Source organism: Gammaproteobacteria bacterium, from assembly GCA_029862005.1.
Classification (GTDB): domain Bacteria; phylum Pseudomonadota; class Gammaproteobacteria.
In genome coordinates this window covers 111,373-128,872 of the sequence record JAOTYD010000003.1, presented here as the reverse complement: position 1 = coordinate 128,872, position 17,500 = coordinate 111,373, and the positions used below count along the sequence as shown (strand labels likewise).

The window sequence follows — 17,500 nt, the reverse complement described above, 5'->3', positions numbered from 1 at the left end:
TATGCCTGAGTTACGATTGCCGACCACTATTCGCTGGAGTGCAATCGTAAAAGTAGTGTGCTTAATTGCCCTGCTGATTGCGGCCAATCTTCTCGCCCGTAACTATATGGAGGTGCTCCACTTTCCGATTCGCCCTGGCAACGAAGATGCCGTGCATCGAACCATTATGGTATCGGCCACCCTGTATGCGTTGCTTTTGGCCGTTCCGTTTGTACCCGGGGCCGAGATTGGCATTGGGCTCCTGGTAATGCTAGGACCACCGATTGCCTTGCTAGTCTACCTGTGTACTGTTGCCGGTCTTTCACTGAGTTTCATCCTGGGGCGTCTAATACCCTTATCCGTACTGGTCCGTCTCGCAAAAGACATCAAACTCAATCGGACCAGCAAATTGCTCAAAACGATTGAGCCGCTCAGCAAAAAACAAAGGCTTACCTACCTGGCCGATAAAGCCCCCAAACGTTTCCTGCCGTTACTGTTACGCTATCGCTACCTGGCGCTGGCGGTTGCTTTAAACATACCCGGTAATTATCTGATTGGCGGCGGTGGCGGTATCGCACTTTTTGCAGGTGTTAGCCGACTCTACTCGGTGCCGGGATTTCTGATTACGATTCTATTGTCGGTGGCCCCGGTTCCGATAGCCGTTATGTTGTTTGGAACCGATTTTCTCTCCGGACAAAACTGAATCCTGACCGCGCAAAAGAAAGAACAAGCCGCGGCTATTTATCTAAAAATCGGTGTTTGATGAACACGCCTGCAGCGCTGATGACCGACAGGAGCACGAGGGGACCAATCACCGTCAAATCCAGCAACACACCCGGTGAGGCCGAGTTGCTGGCGCTGTAAATAACCCGTGCATAAATATAGGACTTGATGGAAATACCCAGGATTGCCGCAGCGATAAAATGGCTTAGCCTTGCATTCAGTATTCCCGCACTGTAATTGACCAATGCGTGGGGGAATGCCGGGAAAACCCGCATCGCGAACAGCGTAAAAAAGTTCTCCTGGGCCTGCAGCGTTCTGTAAGTTCTTGAATCCTTGACTTTTTCCTTCCATTCCTGCGACAGATAATTTGAAAAAAAATAAGCACCCAGACCACCCAGCGCGCCCCCTGCCGCAAGAATAAAGGTCGCCATCGGAGGCGTATAAAGCGGTGCCGCAATCCACAAGAAAATCGACCCGGCGAGAGCAAAGGTAAACATCAGGGCTTGCGCCAGGATCAGTACTACTGCCAGCCACCAGTACTGGGCATACTCTCTTGCGACCGTCAGTATTTGCCTGGCGTCTAGTAACCCGGCAATCTCCATGGCTAATCCCAGGGTGATCAGCAAGGCCGCAATTATCAGTTTTGATCTATGCTTTTTGATCAACAGTCTGCCTAAATTCGTAGTAGCATAGTGCGGGAATGCACTAGTCGAAATCGCCTATACCTGCAGGCCCCCAAACCGCCTGCGTCAGCATCCATTCGTCCTGCTTGATTAGCTGTAATTCGAACCGGTAGATACGTGCCCGTAATGCCGACAGTGCCTCCACATCAGCAATGACGCTGCCCGCCATCGCTACGTGCAGCCTGACTGTCGCTTCGTTTTCAGTAAGCAATTCTATTTCATCGATCTTGGTAAACAAATGGATATTTTTATGCCGAAAGAAGTAGGCACGCAGCAATCCGACCAGTTGCTTCTTGTTATACCCTTTATAGTCCGTGTAGTTATCATGCATTAACTCGGCCAGCACATCGGAACTGCGACTCTCGGCCGCTTCAATTCCCGACTGGATATAAGCGCGAATCTCCGCCTCAGGTGACGTAGGTTTGTCGCTACAGGACTGGATCAGCATGGCCGCCCATACCAGGCAGAGCAATCGGGCGGGAATCTTCATGCCGGTGGTTAACTAGAGGTCGTAGCGTGGTGGAGCTACTTTAAGAACTTCTTCAATTGTCGTAAGGCCGCGTGCCACTTTTTGCGCACCTGCCAGATTGAGTGGTTTCATTCCCTCCCGAATCGCGGTTTTGCGAAATTTGACGAGGTCGAAATTATTGCTGACATCCTTTTTCAAAGCATCGGTCAACGGCATCATTTCATAAATTCCGATGCGCCCGCTAAATCCGGTCTGGCGACACTCGAGACAGCCTTCGGCAGTAGAGATTTTTTCTGGTGGGGACGTGGTCCACGGCTTGATCAACGCCTCCCAGTCGACTAACTCGAGCTTTGTCTCCTGTTTACAATGCGGGCACAGGGTGCGTACCAGGCGCTGCGCAACAACACCGATCAAGGTCGCGGTAATCAAGTAGGGCGGTACCCCTATTTCAGCGAGGCGAGCGATCGCCGACGGTGCATCATTCGTATGCAGGGTCGAGAGCACCAGGTGCCCGGTCAGTGCCGCCTGGACCGCCATTTCAGCGGTCTCGCGATCCCGAATCTCACCGACCATGATGATATCCGGGTCCTGTCGCAGCAGGGTCTTAACCCCGGTGGCAAAATCCAGGTCGATATTGTGTTGTACCTGCATCTGGTTAAAACTGGGTTCGATCAGTTCGATAGGGTCTTCGATCGTACAAACATTCACTTCCGGCCTGGCGAGATGCTTGAGGCTGGTATAGAGCGTCGTGGTTTTACCCGACCCGGTAGGCCCGGTTACCAGAATGATGCCATAGGGACGCGAAATCAAACTGTTCCATAATTCCGACTCTTTTTTCTCGAGACCCAGGGCCGCAAAGTTCTTGACCAGTACCTCGGGATCGAAAATTCGAAGCACCAGTTTTTCGCCGAACGCTGTCGGCATGCTCGATAAACGTAACTCGATTTCTGTACCATCGGGGGACAGCGTCTTGATACGACCGTCCTGGGGTTTGCGTTTTTCGGCAACATCGAGACGACCCATAATTTTTATACGACTGATTACCGCGGCGGTGATATTGGCCGGAATTTCGTAAACCTGGTGCATGACACCATCGATCCTGAAACGCACGTTGCCCTGTTCCCGCCTCGGTTCGATATGAATGTCGCTGGCACGTTGGTTGAACGCATACTGCATTAGCCAGTCAACAATACTGACAATGTGCTGGTCCTCGGCATCCACCTTCCCGGATTTACCCAGTTCGATGAGTTGTTCCAGATTCTGGATATTGCCCGGCAATTCTCCCAGTGACTTGTTACCGGCACCTTCCATGGCCCTGCTAACGCTGTAGAACTCGACCAGGTAACTTTTCAGTTCGGCCGGATTGGCCAGTACCGTGGTAATCTTTTTGTTGACGATACGCTCGAGCTCATCCATCCATTCGAGGTTGTAGGGATCCGTAACCGCGATGACCACCGTGTCTTCGGTGACCTCGACTGCAAGAATATTAAATCGCGACGCATAGGCGTATGACATGATCGAAGTGCAGGACCCAACGTCCATTTTCAACGGGTCAAAGTGATATCGAGTCGTGCCGGACTGCTCAACCAGCCATTCCGTCAGCATCTCCAGCGTCAGAACCTGCTCTGGATGTGATTTATGATTCCACTGTCGGCCGGCTATGATTTCAATTGGATGAAGATTTTTTCTGTCCTGGGCAGACACCAGCGAAGTCACCATGCTGGCTTTGTCCTGCTCAACGATCTCCTGGGATACGAGCTGTTCAAGTATCCGTTCCAGGGTACAGAGGGGTTTAGTCACGATTTAAACTTAATATGATTTTACTTCATATTAGCAGGAATTGACGGAGTTGCACCGCACAATGGCGGGCACAAGTCTACTCTTCCTGCCACTTCTGAATAAATTGTTCAATCATTGCCTGTGTCACCGGACCGACCTGCCGTGCCACCACTTTTCCTGCCGGGTTTACCAGGAAAGTCGTCGGCAAACCCGGTATCAAACCAAGCTCTGATTCCTGCGTCGGTTTAGATACGAAAATAGGGTAAGTGATGAAATAGTCTTCCAGGAATTCCTGCAGCTGCTGCTTACCGATCAGTTCCGTATTGATCCCGAGAACCATTGCTCCCTTGCCCGAATGTTCATCATGGAAAGCCTGGAGCTCAGGCATCTCGACAATACAGGGAGGGCACCAGGTAGCCCAGTAGTTAACCACGATCCACTGACCCTGATAACTGCTGATGTTCACCTTGTTTCCATTGACATCGGTTAGCGGCATATCCAGCGCCGATACCGCAGTCCCCAGGTTAATCGAGAAAAATATCGCGAGTAAGAATCGCTTCATGGCGTCGGTCGGTTTAATGTTATCTTCATGGTAACTAGGAGATAAATAAATAGATTTGGTTCATTGATTTGATCTGGGTCAGTCGTAATATGCCGGGCAGGAATATCTCCATAAAATCTAGCCAGTTCATATCGATATAAACCTTATGCGTTATTTCGCTACTGATCTGACAATTCCTGTCAGCAAAAAACCAAAAAAAAGCCCGCTATTGAGCGGGCTCTTTTATTGACTTGTAGACTTCTACTGAGCCAGGTAGTCCAGGTCGGATGCCTCGGTTTGACCGATCGACCAGGCGCCACGATTCTTGGCATGCTCGATTGCTGCTGCCCGCTCGGGACCCTTGGCTTTGGGAATGTAAAAGTACTGACCGGGATATATCAGGTCGGCATCTTTTATCTGCCCTGAATTGGTCTTGTAAATCAAGGGCCACATGAAAGGATTGCCATAGATGGTGTCCTGCCCTGCAATGTTCCACAGGTTGTCGCCGCTGACTACGAGATAACCACCCAGGTACGGCGATTCTTCTGCCACTTCGGTAGTCTCGGTTTCCATCGGCTGGGACATCGCAGCGATTGCTGCTGCCGCAGCATCTTCTGCCTTGTTAGCAAGAATCTTGGCGCGAACGTTTTCACAATCGGCGGCAGCCTGTTCCGCTTCCTCGATAATCTTCGCGTTCTCTTCCCATTCTGCACCCAGGTTTCTGGCACGTGCATTTTTCAACTTGGCGGCGTAGATGGCATTTCGAACCTCGGGGGTCGCACCCTGACATTCTTCTTCCATCGCCACTTCGGTCATCTCTTCAGACGACTGCTGACAACCGACGATCAGACCTGACGTTACTACGGCAATAGCCGCAACTTTAAGTAGTTCTGTTGGTTTCATCTTTTGTATTCTCCGAGAACTTTATCGAATTAAGTGCTTAATGATTTTTGTGAGCCCATTTTGCCAAGAAGCCTACATTGATCAACCCTTTAGAGCAAGTTTTTAATGTAAATATTACTCAATTAGCGGCGATTATAGACCAATTTCTGAAGATTACAGCCGAACTTCAAATTGATTGAATAATATGCCCTGCTGAAGCAGTCGAAGCCTGCTATTGCTAAACCTTGATTGATATTGTAAAACGGCAGCAATTTCGGTACCAAGAAACCCGGAAATGAAAGCAAAAGAACTCACCATCTATCATAATCCAGCGTGCAGCAAATCTCGTGAAGCGCTTCAGATTCTGCAAGATAAAAATTTGAGTCCTGAAATAATCAACTACCTCGAAGATCCGCCAACGCCACTGGAACTGAAGGAACTCATCGGAATACTGGGCGTCTCCGCGCGAGATTTACTGCGTACTACCGACCCGGTTTACAAGGACGCGGAGCTCGATGATGACACCCTGACCGACGATGAAATCATCGAAGCGATCTACGAATATCCTGCACTGTTGCAACGCCCCATCGTGATTTCGGATGGCAGGGCAATTATTGGACGCCCACCGATCAGGATAATGGAAATCCTTGCATAAAATTCTGATTGTTTATTTTAGTCGCCATGGCAGCGTCGCGCGCATGGCCGAACAGGTGAGTCTCGGCGTTGATTCCAACCAGGCCTGTGAGGCAGTTGTGCGCTGCCTGCCAACAGTAGCGCTCTCAACTGAACCAGCCGAGGAGGCTGTTCCCGAAAGTGGCGTTCCGTACGCCAGCCTCTCCGATCTGGAAACATGCTCCGGATTGATCGTCGGCAGCCCCGGATATTTCGGCAACATGTCTGCTGCGGTAAAGTATTATTTCGACCAGACCAGCGCGTTATGGCTCTCGGGTGGATTGATCGGTAAACCGGGCGGCGTGTTTACAGCAACCTCCAGCATGCATGGCGGCCAGGAGACCGTCTTGACCAGTATGATACTACCGCTGCTGCATCACGGCATGCTGGTTACCGGCATCCCCTATTCGGAACCCGCGCTGAACCAGACTCGATCCGGGGCTACCCCCTACGGCGCCAGTCATGTCGCGGGGCAGAATGGCCAGGCGCTCAGCGATCACGAACGTTCAGCCTGCAAGGCACTTGGTCGGCGCATTGCCGATCTTGCCTGTAAGCTAGCGTAGCTATAAAAAGCGCATATGCACCCGCTCAAAGCCATCAGCCTGTTGTCCTGGCTAGGCCTGCTTGCTTCTCAGCTCTACCTGTTGTGGCCTGCAAACGATGTTGCCTATTACTGGGTACTCCTGACTGCCCTGCCCCTGCTGATTCCGATCAAAGGCTTGCTGTCTGATCAACGCTACACCTATAGATGGATTGGATTCATGACGTTGGTCTACTTCTGTATCGGAATCAGCGAGCTGGTTTCAAATGCGCATTTGCGCATCTACGGCCTCGGGACGACGATCTGCAGCACGCTACTGTTCCTGTCGAGTATTTACTATGCCCGTTACCTCGGGCTTCAGCCACGGACTTGAGTTAGCAATTGCGTTCGAGCAACGCCTGCTTGACCAGCGGGATGGTCACTTTGCGCTGCTGTGACAGGGATGCCCCGTCCAGCCGCTGGAGTATTTCCATTTGCGCAGACAGGTTACGGGCATAATGGGTCATCAGGTAGGAAATCACGTCATCGGTCAATTCAATCCCGTTTAATCCAGCGCGCTTGCGCAGAATTTCACGAATCTCGATTTCGCTACTTTCGGGTAGTTGCAACAACAGTCCCCACTGCAGGCGGGACCGAAAATCGTCCAGGCTTGTTTCCAGTTCATCCGGTTTAACTGACATCGAAAACAAGAATCGAAAATCGCCCGCGCGACAACGATTGATAACCTGGTAGAAGCAGGCCTCCCATTCGGGTTTACCTGCGATGGCATCCAGGTTATCAACCGCGAGCACATCGCAATTTGCAAAGCCTTCGAACGCGCTCGCATCACACTGCAGTAATTGTACCGCATCGTAGATCTGCAGCTGCACGCCACTGCGCCTGGCCAGATCAGCGCTGGCGTTTAATAAATGGGTCTTGCCGCTCGCGCTTGCCCCCCAAAGACCGATCTGTACCTCGCCGCTGCCAGCAACAAGCGCCTTGATGCTGGTCTGGATCAACTCTGCCCGGCCAGATATGTAGTTTTCAAAACTGAACTGTCGGTCAAGCGAAAGCGGTAACGCGATCTGTTTAATTGCTGACTCCGCGATTGATGTAGCTGTAATTCAGGATAATCTGTTCCTCGCCGCTCGTGCTCAGCTGTGGAAAATTCTCCTGCTCCAGCACGTCTCCGAAATCGATGAGACGCTGCAAGTCTTCGGGATCATTGCGCAACCTGAGGCGATAGGTAATGACATCACCGTTAATCATTGCAACGTGCACACTTTCGACAACATTCAGGGATTTCAGGTATTTCTGCACCTTGATCAGATTATCGATACCTTCCAGAGCAGTCACGCTTAGCAAAAGTGTTTGCTCGACCCGACGATGGTCTTCCAGTGCATACTCGAGCGCCAGTATCTTTGACAGGTGCCTAATGACCTGGTCGATCACCTGCCGCCTGGACGGGGCTTCAAATTTCCATTTGAAAATTTGGTCCGCAAAACGCACTTCCCAGTCGCCGCGCCAACCCTGGCCACTGCGTCCCAGTACCTGGCCGACGAGCAGAGCGTCCGGGGCGTATCGTACCGCCATGGTTTGAATTTTGCCGAATTCCCGGGAAACAACATCACTTATCTTCACCAGGGCGATGTCCTCGAGATCCATGAGCGGAAACAGCACCGGCACCGCGTGAGTCGATGCGGCCTGGTCGAGCACCTCGACCAGGCTCGGGGTTGAATCCTGTGATACCAGTTTGATGTTTTCGTTGACATCATAGGAAATCACCAACAGGGTGCTGGGGCGTTCGCGCCCCCATACCGGGAAATTGTGTTCACGTAGCAGGCTTTCTATCAATTGCTGGTCGAAATCGATGCGCAAGTAGAGACGCCCCACGTCGGACTCATCATCTTCGGGCAAACTGCGGTTGATATAACGAAATTGCTTGACATAGCGTGCGCTGCTTTCGATCGGCCGCTCAAAGGCCGGGCTGCGCAGGGCGTCATCTGATCCACTTACCTTCACGATCACCTGCCTGAAAGCCCGGCTGAAGGACTCGAGCCTTAAACTCGTGGTTTGATCCGCTACTGATAATTCCACGGTAAACAGATCTTCCACGGTTACTGCGCCAGCAGGCAGACTTAGCGAACCCAGCAATACCGACAACAGTGCTAAAAGTTTGTGCGACTTCATTGTTTGCCTATTTTCATCCACGGACATTTGCCTTCAAGGCGTGTAAAATAGCACACCACTATTGTTTCCTGAACCAACAAACCATGAATCCCGGACGATCTTTGAATTATCGCGATGCCGGCGTCGATATCGACGCGGGTAATGAACTGGTGGAACGCATTAAGCCCGCGATCAAATCTACGCGGCGGGACGGGAGTGTCGGTAGCATTGGCGGATTCGGAGGATTATTCGAGTTACCACTGGATCGTTACCGAAATCCATTACTGGTTTCGGGCACCGATGGTGTCGGCACGAAGCTCAAGCTGGCCATCGAGCTCGACAGACTCGATGGCATCGGCATTGACCTGGTCGCGATGTGTGGCAATGATATCGCCGTTCTCGGTGCCGAGGCGCTGTTTTTTCTCGACTACTACGCCACCGGTAACCTGGAGCTTGGGCAGGCCGAACGGGTTATCAAGGGAATAGCAGCAGGTTGCCAGCAGGCCGGTTGCGCGTTGATCGGTGGCGAGACTGCCGAAATGCCGGGTATTTATCAGCCCGGGGATTTTGACCTGGCCGGATTCTGTGTCGGTATTGTAGAGAAAGATGGCATCATCGACGGTAGCCGTGTCGCCGCGGGCAACCGACTGATTGCCCTCGCCTCGTCGGGGGTACACTCAAACGGTTTCTCCCTGGTGCGCAAAATCCTCGAAGTCTCGGCTGCAAATTTGTCACAGGATTGCGGCGAACAATCACTTGCGGATGCACTGATTGCGCCGACCCGGATATACGTTAAAAACCTGCTGGCGTTATCCGGCAACTGCCAGATCAATGCCATCGCACATATCACGGGTGGCGGCCTGGTCGAGAATATACCGCGCGTGTTACCGGATCAACTCGGCGCCAGAATCGATTTGTCCAGCTGGCAACCATCGCCCGTTTTTGACTGGCTGCAGCAGGCGGGTAATGTCGAACCAATGGAAATGTTGCGCACCTTTAACTGCGGCGTGGGAATGGTACTTGCGGTTGAAGCAGAACAGGCCCAACCATGCCTCGAGCAACTGGCGTTGCTCGGTGAAAGCGCCTGGATTATTGGTGATGTTATACCACGGGAAAACAACGCGCCGGTTATTTTCACATGACCATCCGCATGAAGCTGGCGATTTTGATCTCCGGCAATGGCTCCAATCTGCAGGCGATCATCGATGCCATCGAGGCAGGGCGTCTCGATGCTGAAATTACAGCCGTGGTATCTGACAACCCGGAAGCCTATGGTCTGGTGCGCGCAACCCGGCATAATCTCCACAGCCGGGTAATTGATGCCCGGGACTATGCCAGTCGTTCAGACTATGATGAAGCCCTGCAGCACTATCTCGAGCTCATGGCTCCGGACTATATCGTGCTAGCCGGCTTTATGCGCATATTGACCCCCGGCTTCATCGAGGCATTCGAGCATAGGATCCTTAACATACATCCTTCGCTGTTACCGGCTTACAAAGGCTTGAACACTTACCAGCGCGCGCTTGATAATGGCGAGACGCAACACGGGGTCAGCATCCATTTAGTGACCGCAGAACTCGATGCTGGGCCGATTATCCTGCAGGCAAGCTACGCCATCGAAGCCGGTGACACCGTCGAGGATCTGCAAACCAGGGGCCACCAGCTCGAACACAGGATGTATCCACAGGTATTGAGCTGGCTCAGCGACGACAGGTTAACCATTAAAGACGAACAGGTTTATTATGAAAAGGCATTGCTTGAACAGCCAATCCTCTTCGATCGCTAGTCTGTTACTGTTGATCCTTTTGCTGATCTCGCCGGGATCCAGCGCTGAAGTTCCGCTACGATCCTTTAACGCCAGTTACGACCTTTACCAGGGCGGCATGCATATCGCTACTGCCGAACTCAGCCTGCAGGATTCGGATGGGCTCTGGCGTTGGCGCATGTCAACACGGTCGCGCGGTATTTATTCGCTGTTTATCAACAGCAGCCCCTACTCGGAAACCACCTTCACTCAGGACAATAACGATATCCAGTTGCAACGTATTCTGGTCACGGACGCGGCGGATGAAAAGAAAAACGAATCTGCGAACTTCGACTGGAGCAAGGGTACTATTGCCGTGCTCAGGCGCGGCAAGCAGAAACAGCTGCCGCTCGATGCCAATGTCTATGATTACCATAGCGTTCACCTGCTCACGGCAGCGATGCAGCTACGGCAACAGGAAAATACAACCGTCGATTTTTACGTCAAAGGAAAACTGGTCAAATCAAGAATCGTCTACGGCGGCACCGGGAAGGTCAATATCAACGGCGAGTCTATCGACGCCGTCATATACAAGCAGATGATAGTTCGATCAAACTCGAGAATTAAGTATTACTACGATGCCGCGAATCCGCTCCTGCCCTTGCGCATAGAGAAGCTTGAGTCTGGCGAAAGCCAATCCGTACTATCGCTGCAGAAAGTCGACTGGGATTTATAAACGGGTAAAACCCTGCTGGTTTTGTAACCGCTCGATTTCTGCGGGTGCGAATGGTACCTGCTCGATAAAACTGGGGAGTTCGTTTTGCTCGATATCGAGTACTCGCATCATGGTCTGGCAAGCCTTGATATCGATGATGTTATCCTGGTCCAGCATGCGTGCACGCTCCACCACAGACCGGTTTGTCGCATAGCTGTTTTTCTGAAACAACTGCAGTTCATCGCCGTGCAGGACAATCGCGATTTTGCCATGCTCATCCGGGTTAAACAGAGCCCGCAGGTCCTCGGCGCGGTCCAGTACCACATCGAGCTGTTGCGAAGAACTCACGGTCACGCTGAATACGTAACCTTGAGCCTGCTTCTCATCCAGCGCCCTGACTGGTAAGGCGACTAGCGTCAGTGCCAGTAATAAAATCGAGGGGTGAGGTATGCGCATTCTAGTCCGATCCAGCGATAGTCATATTGTCGATTAATATTGAGCCGCAGCGAATGTTGCCCCTGAAATCGATATCCTTGCCAATCTCGACAACGCCCTTGAACATGGCCTTCAAGTTGGACGCGATAGTCACTTCCTCGACAGCGTGGTCCAGTTTACCATTTTCAACCCAAAAACCCGCGGCCCCGCGCGAATAATCGCCCGTTACCCCATTGACCCCGTGCCCCATCAATTCGGTCACCAGGAATCCTCGGTGCATCGCGGCCAGGCATTCGTCGAAGGTTTTACCGGTATCATTCAGGGTAAGATTATGAAGCCCGCTGGCATGACCAGTCGAAGTCAAATCCAGCTTGCGCGCCGAATAGCTGTCCAGCAAGTAATGCTGGATTACCCCGTCGGTAACCAGTTCATTGGCATGCGTCGCGACACCTTCCGAGTCAAAATTAGCTGATCCGAGCGCCTGCGGGATAAAAGGATCTTCGCGCAACTGCACGAATTCGGGAAAAACGCTTTCGCCCACGGCATTCAGCAGAAAACTGGCCTTTCGATACTGGGCCGCACCGCCGATTGCAGATGTGAAACTGCCAATGATGCCGCGCGCAAGCTCGGGTACAAACAGCACCGGAACCTGCTGGGTATTCAATTTACTGGCATCGAGTCTGCGGACGGTGCGTTCGGCTGCCTTCTCGCCAATACTTCGAGCGCTCATGAGGTGGCCGGGATGACGACTGATATCATACCAGTAATCACGTTGCATATTCCCGTTTGACTCCCCCACGACCGAACAACTGATGCTGTGCCGGGTCTTGCGCTCGGCCTGCAGGAATCCATGAGAATTGCCATATACCGACACACCCGCATTCAAATCTACCGAGGCACCCTCGGAGTTGACGATCCGCTGATCATACTCGAGTGCCGCGTTTTCACACTCCAGCGCTAAATCGATAACAGCCTGCGGCTCGAGTTCCCAGGGATGATACAAGTCAAGATCATGCATATCGGTCGCCATCAGCCCGGCATCGGCGAGACCGGTGCAGGGATCCTCTGACGTATAACGGGCGATATTACAGGCTGCCTCAACCGTTTTGCGAATTGCCTCCGCATCGAGGTTTGAAGTGCTGGCGCTGCCCTTGTGTTGACCGATGTAGACGCTGATACCGAGACCATTATCCTGTTGGTGCTCGATGGTTTCCACGGTTCCCATCCGTGTCGCAACTGAAAGGCCCTGGGTAACGGACAAGCCCGCCTCGGCCTGAGTTGCGCCTTTTGCCTGTGCTAATTCGATTGCATCGGCAACGATTTTTTTCAGGGAATCCGCTTGCGGAAATGCTAACATGCTGTTTTTTTCAAGGTCCATCAGATTATTTTATCCCAAGCTGTTATGGAAAACGAAGCAGAGATAGATGAAAGCGAATATGTCAGCAAGAGTCAACTAAAAAGGGAGAGCCATGCCATTCAGGGCCTTGGCAAGAGGCTGGCCACATTATCTGCGGATCAATTGGCGCGTATTCCACTGGATCAACCTGTGCTCGAGGCAATCGCGTTAGCACGTCGTATTCAAAACAAGCGCAGCGCTCTCAAGCGCCACTACCAGTTTCTCGGCAAACTGCTGCGCGCACGCGATACCGAGCCTATTTTGGCCGCACTCGCCGAAATTGACAACGAAAGCCGGCAGTCTATTCAGCACCACCATCGTGCGGAACGCTGGCGCGATCGCATCATTGACGAGGGTAACGATGCGATCGAAGCACTGCTGGCCAAAATCACGCAAGCCGATCGTCAGAAACTGCGCCAGTTGTTGCGTAACCACCAGCATGCCAGGACCGACGCCAAACGCACCCAGCATTCACGCCTGATCTACCAGGAAATCAAGCGCGCTCTCGATTCGTGATCCTGTCGACATTCCCGGGTATTCAAAAACCCTGTAACACCAACTTTACAAGCACAGCTGCAAGAGCCGCGGCCATTGGAACTTCTTCGCGGGAACGCCGTAAATACATCCATGTAGGCTCGCGCGCAACATCCCTGTTGCGCAGCGTCCCGCAAAGAAGTTCCAACGTCCACGGCTCGAATATTCAATAGCCTGGGAGACTATCCCTGTTTCAGGAAGGCAAAGGCCAGCAGGTCTAAATTTCGTATGCCCAGCAGCCCGGGGAGACTGCCCGCAAAAGTGTAGCGCGGCAAGGATGCCGCGCTCCAAGCGATTCCATGGATGGACCAACCGGCGCTAGCGCCGGTTGGGAGCGCCTTTTGCGGGCAGTCTCCCCGGGCTGCTTGCGGACGGGTAACTCTACAATCGCGCCGACAGAGCTTAATCAGGGCTGGCGGGGATGATCGGGGTTTTGCTGACGACGTCGGCGTTCTGGGCGCGGTTGCGCAGGTAGTGATCCATGAGCACGATCGCGAGCATGGCTTCGGCGATAGGCGTTGCGCGGATTCCAACGCAGGGGTCGTGACGGCCCTTGGTTCGGATCTCGACCGCGTTACCATCAACATCCACGCTCTTTCCGGGGAGGTGAATGCTGGAAGTCGGTTTGAGTGCAATGCTGACCAGAATATCCTGTCCCGAGGTAATACCGCCAAGGGTACCCCCAGCGTTGTTCGACAGGAAACCTTCCGGCGTGATTTCGTCTCTATTTTCGGTACCTTTGAGCTCGACACTGGCAAACCCGGCGCCGATTTCGATTCCCTTGACGGCATTGATACTCATCATCGCACGTGCGATGTCCGCATCAATTCGATCAAAGACAGGCTCTCCAAGACCAGGCGGCACCCCGCTCGCAACCACCGACACCCTGGCTCCGATTGACTCTCCTTCTTTACGTAACGCGTCCATGTACTTCTCCATCTCGGGAACCATGTCGGCATCCGGGCAAAAGAAAGCATTGTTGTTGACCTCGTCCCAGTCGAAGTTGACAGGTTTGAGCGGTCCGAGTTGTGATAAATAGCCGCGCACCGTGATGCCGCATCGAGCCCCGAGGTACTTCTTGGCAATTCCCCCCGCCGCAACGCGCATTGCGGTCTCCCTTGCTGAAGAACGTCCACCGCCACGGTAATCCCGAAAACCGTATTTCTGGGTATAACTGTAGTCGGCATGACCAGGACGAAACTGGTTCATGATGGCACTGTAATCTTTCGGGCGCTGATCCTGGTTATGAATCAACAGGCAAATTGGCGTGCCGGTAGTCTTGCCCTCGAAAGTACCCGATACAATGGTTACGGCGTCATCCTCGCGCCGTTGCGTGGTGTGTCGGGAGGTACCCGGTTTGCGCCTGTCGAGATCAGCCTGCAGGTCAGCCTCTTCGAGCGCAAGCCCTGGCGGACAGCCGTCTACGACACACCCGATAGCGGCGCCGTGACTTTCGCCGAATGATGTCACCACAAATGACTTGCCGAAACTGTTTCCCGACATTAAACCTGACCTATATTGATTTCCAGGGATTTGACACTACGTAGATAGCGTAATGTCCCATTCTACTAAAAAACTCGGCATGATGTTCACTGCCGCGGCGTGGATCCTCGGTTTTTTGCTACTGGCTTTAGTCTTTTCAAAAATACTTGACCAGCAAAGTAACCCCAATCAATCAGTTTCAACCTTACAAACGTCCGATTTCCAGGAAGTAGTGCTGACACGTAACCGCGGTGGCCACTACAGGTTTGATGGCGAAATCAACCGTCAAAAGGTAACTTTCCTGGTTGATACCGGCGCCACCATCACGGCGATACCTGGTCGCCTGCAGCAGGCGCTCGGCTTGAAACAGGGCCCCGCGACCTCGGTATCGACGGCAAATGGCATCACCACCGCCTACCTGACGCGCCTGGAACAGCTCTCGATCGGACAAATCGAACTTTTCGACGTCAATGCCAGCATTATCCCGGGTATGGAGGTTGGTGAAATCCTGCTTGGTATGAACGTTTTAAAACACTTCGAACTGGTTCAAAGGGGCGACCAGCTGATCATCCGGCAATATCGATAAAGGTCCCACCCGGTAATTTAAGCGAAAAATTCAAAAAAATCGGGATTTTTTATGAACTTTCTCGAAATAGGGCTTCTCTAAGCTCGCGTAATGGGGAAAAACCAGTACAACCAACTTTATCAAACGTGAGGATCTATATAATGATTACAGCTAAGAAAACCACTGGGATCGCACTTGCCGCCGCGGCAGCCGCTATGTTTGCCGTTGCACCCATGAGCGCTTCTGCAACCGAAAAGGCTGGTAAATGCTTTAACGTCAACTCATGCAAAGGCACCAGCGCCTGCGCAACCGCTACCACCAGCTGCGCGGGTCAAAACTCTTGCGCGGGACAGGGTTGGGTTAAGCGTACCAAGTCAGAATGTGAATCAGCTGGCGGCAACTTCGAAGCCTAAGCTGTCTTTCTCAGCTAGTGAAAATGCACCGGCCCTGTCGGTGCATTTTTTTTGCCTGCCGGATACAATAAATATCGTTAAAAGTCTGGACCTGCAGCTATGACAGAGCCCTCGTCTAAACCATTTCTTGGCTTCGGCCTGGGACTGCGGGCCGAGCATTACCAGGATATTCTCGACCGCAAACCAGCAAACATCGACTGGTTTGAAGTCTTAAGCGAAAACTACATGATCGAAGGCGGCAAGCCGCTCTATTTTCTCGATGCAATCCGCCAGGATTACCCGATGGTGATGCACGGCGTGTCGATGTCACTGGGCACTACCGACGAGCTTGATTTTGAATACCTGAAAAAACTAAAGGCCCTGATTGAACGCATCGAGCCCCGCTGGTTCTCAGATCATCTTTGCTGGACTGGTGTCGATCATAAAAACATGCACGATCTATTGCCCCTGCCCTACACCGAGGAAGCCATTAATCACGTCGCAGACCGGATTTCACGGGTGCAGGACTTCCTCGGCCAGCAAATGCTGATCGAAAATCTTTCGAGTTATATTACCTACTGCGAAGACGCGATGCCTGAATGGGAATTTCTTAGCGAGATTGCCGACCGGGCCGATTGCTACCTGCTGCTCGACGTCAATAATATCTACGTGAGTAGCTATAACCACCATTACGATCCCGTCGAATACCTTGACGGCGTGCCCGTCGAACGAGTCTGGCAGCACCACCTGGCGGGCCATACCAATGATGGCAACCTGATTATCGATACCCATGACCAGGATGTCATAGAGCCCGTATGGGCACTTTACGAAGAGACCGCGAAACGTTTCGGCCCGGTTTCCACGATGATCGAACGCGATGGCAATATCCCCGAGCTCGATACCGTGCTGGCAGAGCTGGAGCACGCTCGCCGAATCGCCGAACCCTACTACCGGGTCTGACCATGTCTCACTTGCGTGATTTGCAGCTGCGCTTCCAGCACTACCTGATTGACGGATCGGATGATATCGAGCAGGACATAACCAGCACCGAAAATGCGCTTGCCGAACATCGGCTCGGCACTTACTACAATGCCTATCGCATTCGTCTCATCGACTGTCTCGCCGTCGATTATTCCGCGCTGCAGAAAACCATCGGCCGGGAGGCATTTGAAAACCTGGCGCTAGACTACCTGCGCCACTTCCCTTCCAGCGATCCCTCGGTACGCTGGTTCGGCCGTTACCTGCCCACTTATCTCGACAATATTTATGACGGTGAGGACGCCGGGTTTTTGCAGGAGCTGGCGCGTTACGAGTGGGCGCAAACGATGATCTTCGACGCCGCTGATTGCCCGCAACCAGTTCAGCTGGAAGACGTGGCGGCGGTTCCCGCCGAAGCATGGCCAGAATTTACGTTTAAATTCATAACGGCACTCACCTGGCTCGATCTGCACTGGAATGTGCCGCTGATCGAGAACGCGCTGGATACCGATACCGAGGTACCGCCAAAACAGCGCGCCGAGATTGCGCAACGCTGGATGCTGTGGCGACGGGACCTGAAAATCCAGTGGCGTTCGCTCGAGGTTCACGAAGCCTGGGCCCTCGATCAAGCTGCAAACGGGGCGAATTTTGCGACAATCTGTGAAGGTTTACTTGAATGGATCGATGCTTCGCAGGTAGGGCTGGTGGCCGCGGGATTTCTGAAGCAATGGATAGGAGACCAGCTGGTTTTAAGCCTCAGCAATGACTAGCGTGAAGCGCTATTTTTAGTGTTAATATGAGCGCTCTAAAAGGGTAAGCTTGTCAGCATCATCAAAACATGA

At 52.6% G+C, this 17,500-nt stretch carries 22 protein-coding genes; 12 read left to right on the top strand and 10 right to left on the bottom strand.

Annotation, left to right across the window (positions count from 1 at the left end; translation table 11 throughout):
- Position 1: 1 nt before the first annotated feature.
- On the top strand, positions 2-682 hold the full coding sequence (locus OES20_03645) for a hypothetical protein (protein ID MDH3633777.1): 681 nt from the start codon (positions 2-4) through the stop codon (positions 680-682).
- 34 nt (positions 683-716) lie between these two features.
- Here the strand turns inward: OES20_03645 and OES20_03640 are convergent, their stop codons facing one another.
- The 5 genes from OES20_03640 to OES20_03620 all read right to left on the bottom strand — a co-directional run bounded on the left by OES20_03640 (position 717) and on the right by OES20_03620 (position 5,077).
- Entirely contained in the window at positions 717-1,367 is a 651-nt protein-coding gene (locus OES20_03640; protein ID MDH3633776.1) for a VTT domain-containing protein, read from the bottom strand.
- Positions 1,368-1,407: 40 nt separating this feature from the next.
- Positions 1,408-1,875 (bottom strand): hypothetical protein, encoded by a 468-nt coding sequence (locus OES20_03635; protein MDH3633775.1) that lies wholly within the window; start codon positions 1,873-1,875, stop codon positions 1,408-1,410.
- A 12-nt stretch (positions 1,876-1,887) separates the two neighbouring features.
- Entirely contained in the window at positions 1,888-3,654 is a 1,767-nt protein-coding gene (locus tag OES20_03630; GenBank protein ID MDH3633774.1) for a GspE/PulE family protein, read from the bottom strand.
- 76 nt (positions 3,655-3,730) lie between these two features.
- On the bottom strand, positions 3,731-4,195 hold the full coding sequence (locus tag OES20_03625) for a TlpA family protein disulfide reductase (GenBank protein MDH3633773.1): 465 nt from the start codon (positions 4,193-4,195) through the stop codon (positions 3,731-3,733).
- Positions 4,196-4,435: 240 nt separating this feature from the next.
- Positions 4,436-5,077: a hypothetical protein gene (locus OES20_03620; protein MDH3633772.1), complete on the bottom strand. Its 642-nt coding sequence runs from the start codon at positions 5,075-5,077 to the stop codon at positions 4,436-4,438.
- 274 nt (positions 5,078-5,351) lie between these two features.
- On the opposite strand from OES20_03620, the gene arsC reads away from it, so the two are divergent.
- The 3 genes from arsC to OES20_03605 are packed head-to-tail and all read left to right on the top strand — an operon-like array spanning position 5,352 to position 6,642.
- Positions 5,352-5,711, top strand: a complete 360-nt coding sequence (gene arsC / locus OES20_03615; protein ID MDH3633771.1) for an arsenate reductase (glutaredoxin) — start codon at positions 5,352-5,354, stop codon at positions 5,709-5,711.
- A complete protein-coding gene (gene wrbA / locus OES20_03610) occupies positions 5,704-6,291 on the top strand; it encodes an NAD(P)H:quinone oxidoreductase (protein MDH3633770.1) in 588 nt (195 codons plus the stop codon). Before arsC ends, wrbA begins: the two co-directional genes overlap by 8 nt.
- A 15-nt stretch (positions 6,292-6,306) precedes the next feature.
- On the top strand, positions 6,307-6,642 hold the full coding sequence (locus OES20_03605) for a DUF2069 domain-containing protein (protein ID MDH3633769.1): 336 nt from the start codon (positions 6,307-6,309) through the stop codon (positions 6,640-6,642).
- A 1-nt stretch (position 6,643) separates the two neighbouring features.
- On the opposite strand, the gene OES20_03600 is transcribed toward OES20_03605, so the two are convergent.
- A complete protein-coding gene (locus OES20_03600) occupies positions 6,644-7,333 on the bottom strand; it encodes a DnaA/Hda family protein (GenBank protein MDH3633768.1) in 690 nt (229 codons plus the stop codon).
- A 4-nt stretch (positions 7,334-7,337) separates the two neighbouring features.
- Complete coding sequence (locus tag OES20_03595) at positions 7,338-8,438, bottom strand: DUF2066 domain-containing protein (protein MDH3633767.1); 1,101 nt, start codon at positions 8,436-8,438, stop codon at positions 7,338-7,340.
- Positions 8,439-8,521: 83 nt separating this feature from the next.
- Here OES20_03595 and purM point away from each other — a divergent pair, with 83 nt between their 5' ends.
- Genes purM through OES20_03580 form a run of 3 tightly spaced genes read left to right on the top strand, consistent with a single transcriptional unit; the run spans position 8,522 to position 10,897 of the window.
- Entirely contained in the window at positions 8,522-9,559 is a 1,038-nt protein-coding gene (gene purM / locus OES20_03590; GenBank protein ID MDH3633766.1) for a phosphoribosylformylglycinamidine cyclo-ligase, read from the top strand.
- A complete protein-coding gene (gene purN, locus OES20_03585) occupies positions 9,556-10,203 on the top strand; it encodes a phosphoribosylglycinamide formyltransferase (GenBank protein MDH3633765.1) in 648 nt (215 codons plus the stop codon). Before purM ends, purN begins: the two co-directional genes overlap by 4 nt.
- On the top strand, positions 10,175-10,897 hold the full coding sequence (locus tag OES20_03580) for a DUF3108 domain-containing protein (GenBank protein ID MDH3633764.1): 723 nt from the start codon (positions 10,175-10,177) through the stop codon (positions 10,895-10,897). Before purN ends, OES20_03580 begins: the two co-directional genes overlap by 29 nt.
- On the opposite strand, the gene OES20_03575 is transcribed toward OES20_03580, so the two are convergent.
- Together OES20_03575 and pmbA are read right to left on the bottom strand one after the other, a co-directional pair.
- Positions 10,892-11,332, bottom strand: a complete 441-nt coding sequence (locus tag OES20_03575) for a DsrE family protein (GenBank protein ID MDH3633763.1) — start codon at positions 11,330-11,332, stop codon at positions 10,892-10,894. The genes OES20_03580 and OES20_03575 overlap by 6 nt on opposite strands.
- Position 11,333: 1 nt before the next feature.
- Entirely contained in the window at positions 11,334-12,689 is a 1,356-nt protein-coding gene (gene pmbA, locus OES20_03570; protein ID MDH3633762.1) for a metalloprotease PmbA, read from the bottom strand.
- A gap of 24 nt (positions 12,690-12,713) precedes the next feature.
- Between pmbA and OES20_03565 the strand changes: the two genes are divergently transcribed.
- The gene (locus tag OES20_03565; protein ID MDH3633761.1) at positions 12,714-13,223 is read left to right on the top strand and encodes a DUF615 domain-containing protein; all 510 of its coding nucleotides are present in this window, start codon (positions 12,714-12,716) and stop codon (positions 13,221-13,223) included.
- 420 nt (positions 13,224-13,643) lie between these two features.
- Here OES20_03565 and aroC read toward each other — a convergent pair whose 3' ends face one another.
- Complete coding sequence (gene aroC / locus OES20_03560; GenBank protein MDH3633760.1) at positions 13,644-14,744, bottom strand: chorismate synthase; 1,101 nt, start codon at positions 14,742-14,744, stop codon at positions 13,644-13,646.
- A 52-nt stretch (positions 14,745-14,796) separates the two neighbouring features.
- Here aroC and OES20_03555 point away from each other — a divergent pair, with 52 nt between their 5' ends.
- The 4 genes from OES20_03555 (at position 14,797) to OES20_03540 (ending at position 17,428) form a co-directional block, all read left to right on the top strand.
- The gene (locus OES20_03555) at positions 14,797-15,309 is read left to right on the top strand and encodes a TIGR02281 family clan AA aspartic protease (GenBank protein MDH3633759.1); all 513 of its coding nucleotides are present in this window, start codon (positions 14,797-14,799) and stop codon (positions 15,307-15,309) included.
- A 140-nt stretch (positions 15,310-15,449) separates the two neighbouring features.
- Positions 15,450-15,701 (top strand): hypothetical protein, encoded by a 252-nt coding sequence (locus OES20_03550; GenBank protein MDH3633758.1) that lies wholly within the window; start codon positions 15,450-15,452, stop codon positions 15,699-15,701.
- A gap of 99 nt (positions 15,702-15,800) precedes the next feature.
- Positions 15,801-16,640, top strand: a complete 840-nt coding sequence (locus OES20_03545; GenBank protein ID MDH3633757.1) for a DUF692 domain-containing protein — start codon at positions 15,801-15,803, stop codon at positions 16,638-16,640.
- A 2-nt stretch (positions 16,641-16,642) separates the two neighbouring features.
- Positions 16,643-17,428, top strand: a complete 786-nt coding sequence (locus tag OES20_03540) for a putative DNA-binding domain-containing protein (protein MDH3633756.1) — start codon at positions 16,643-16,645, stop codon at positions 17,426-17,428.
- Positions 17,429-17,500: the final 72 nt, after the last annotated feature.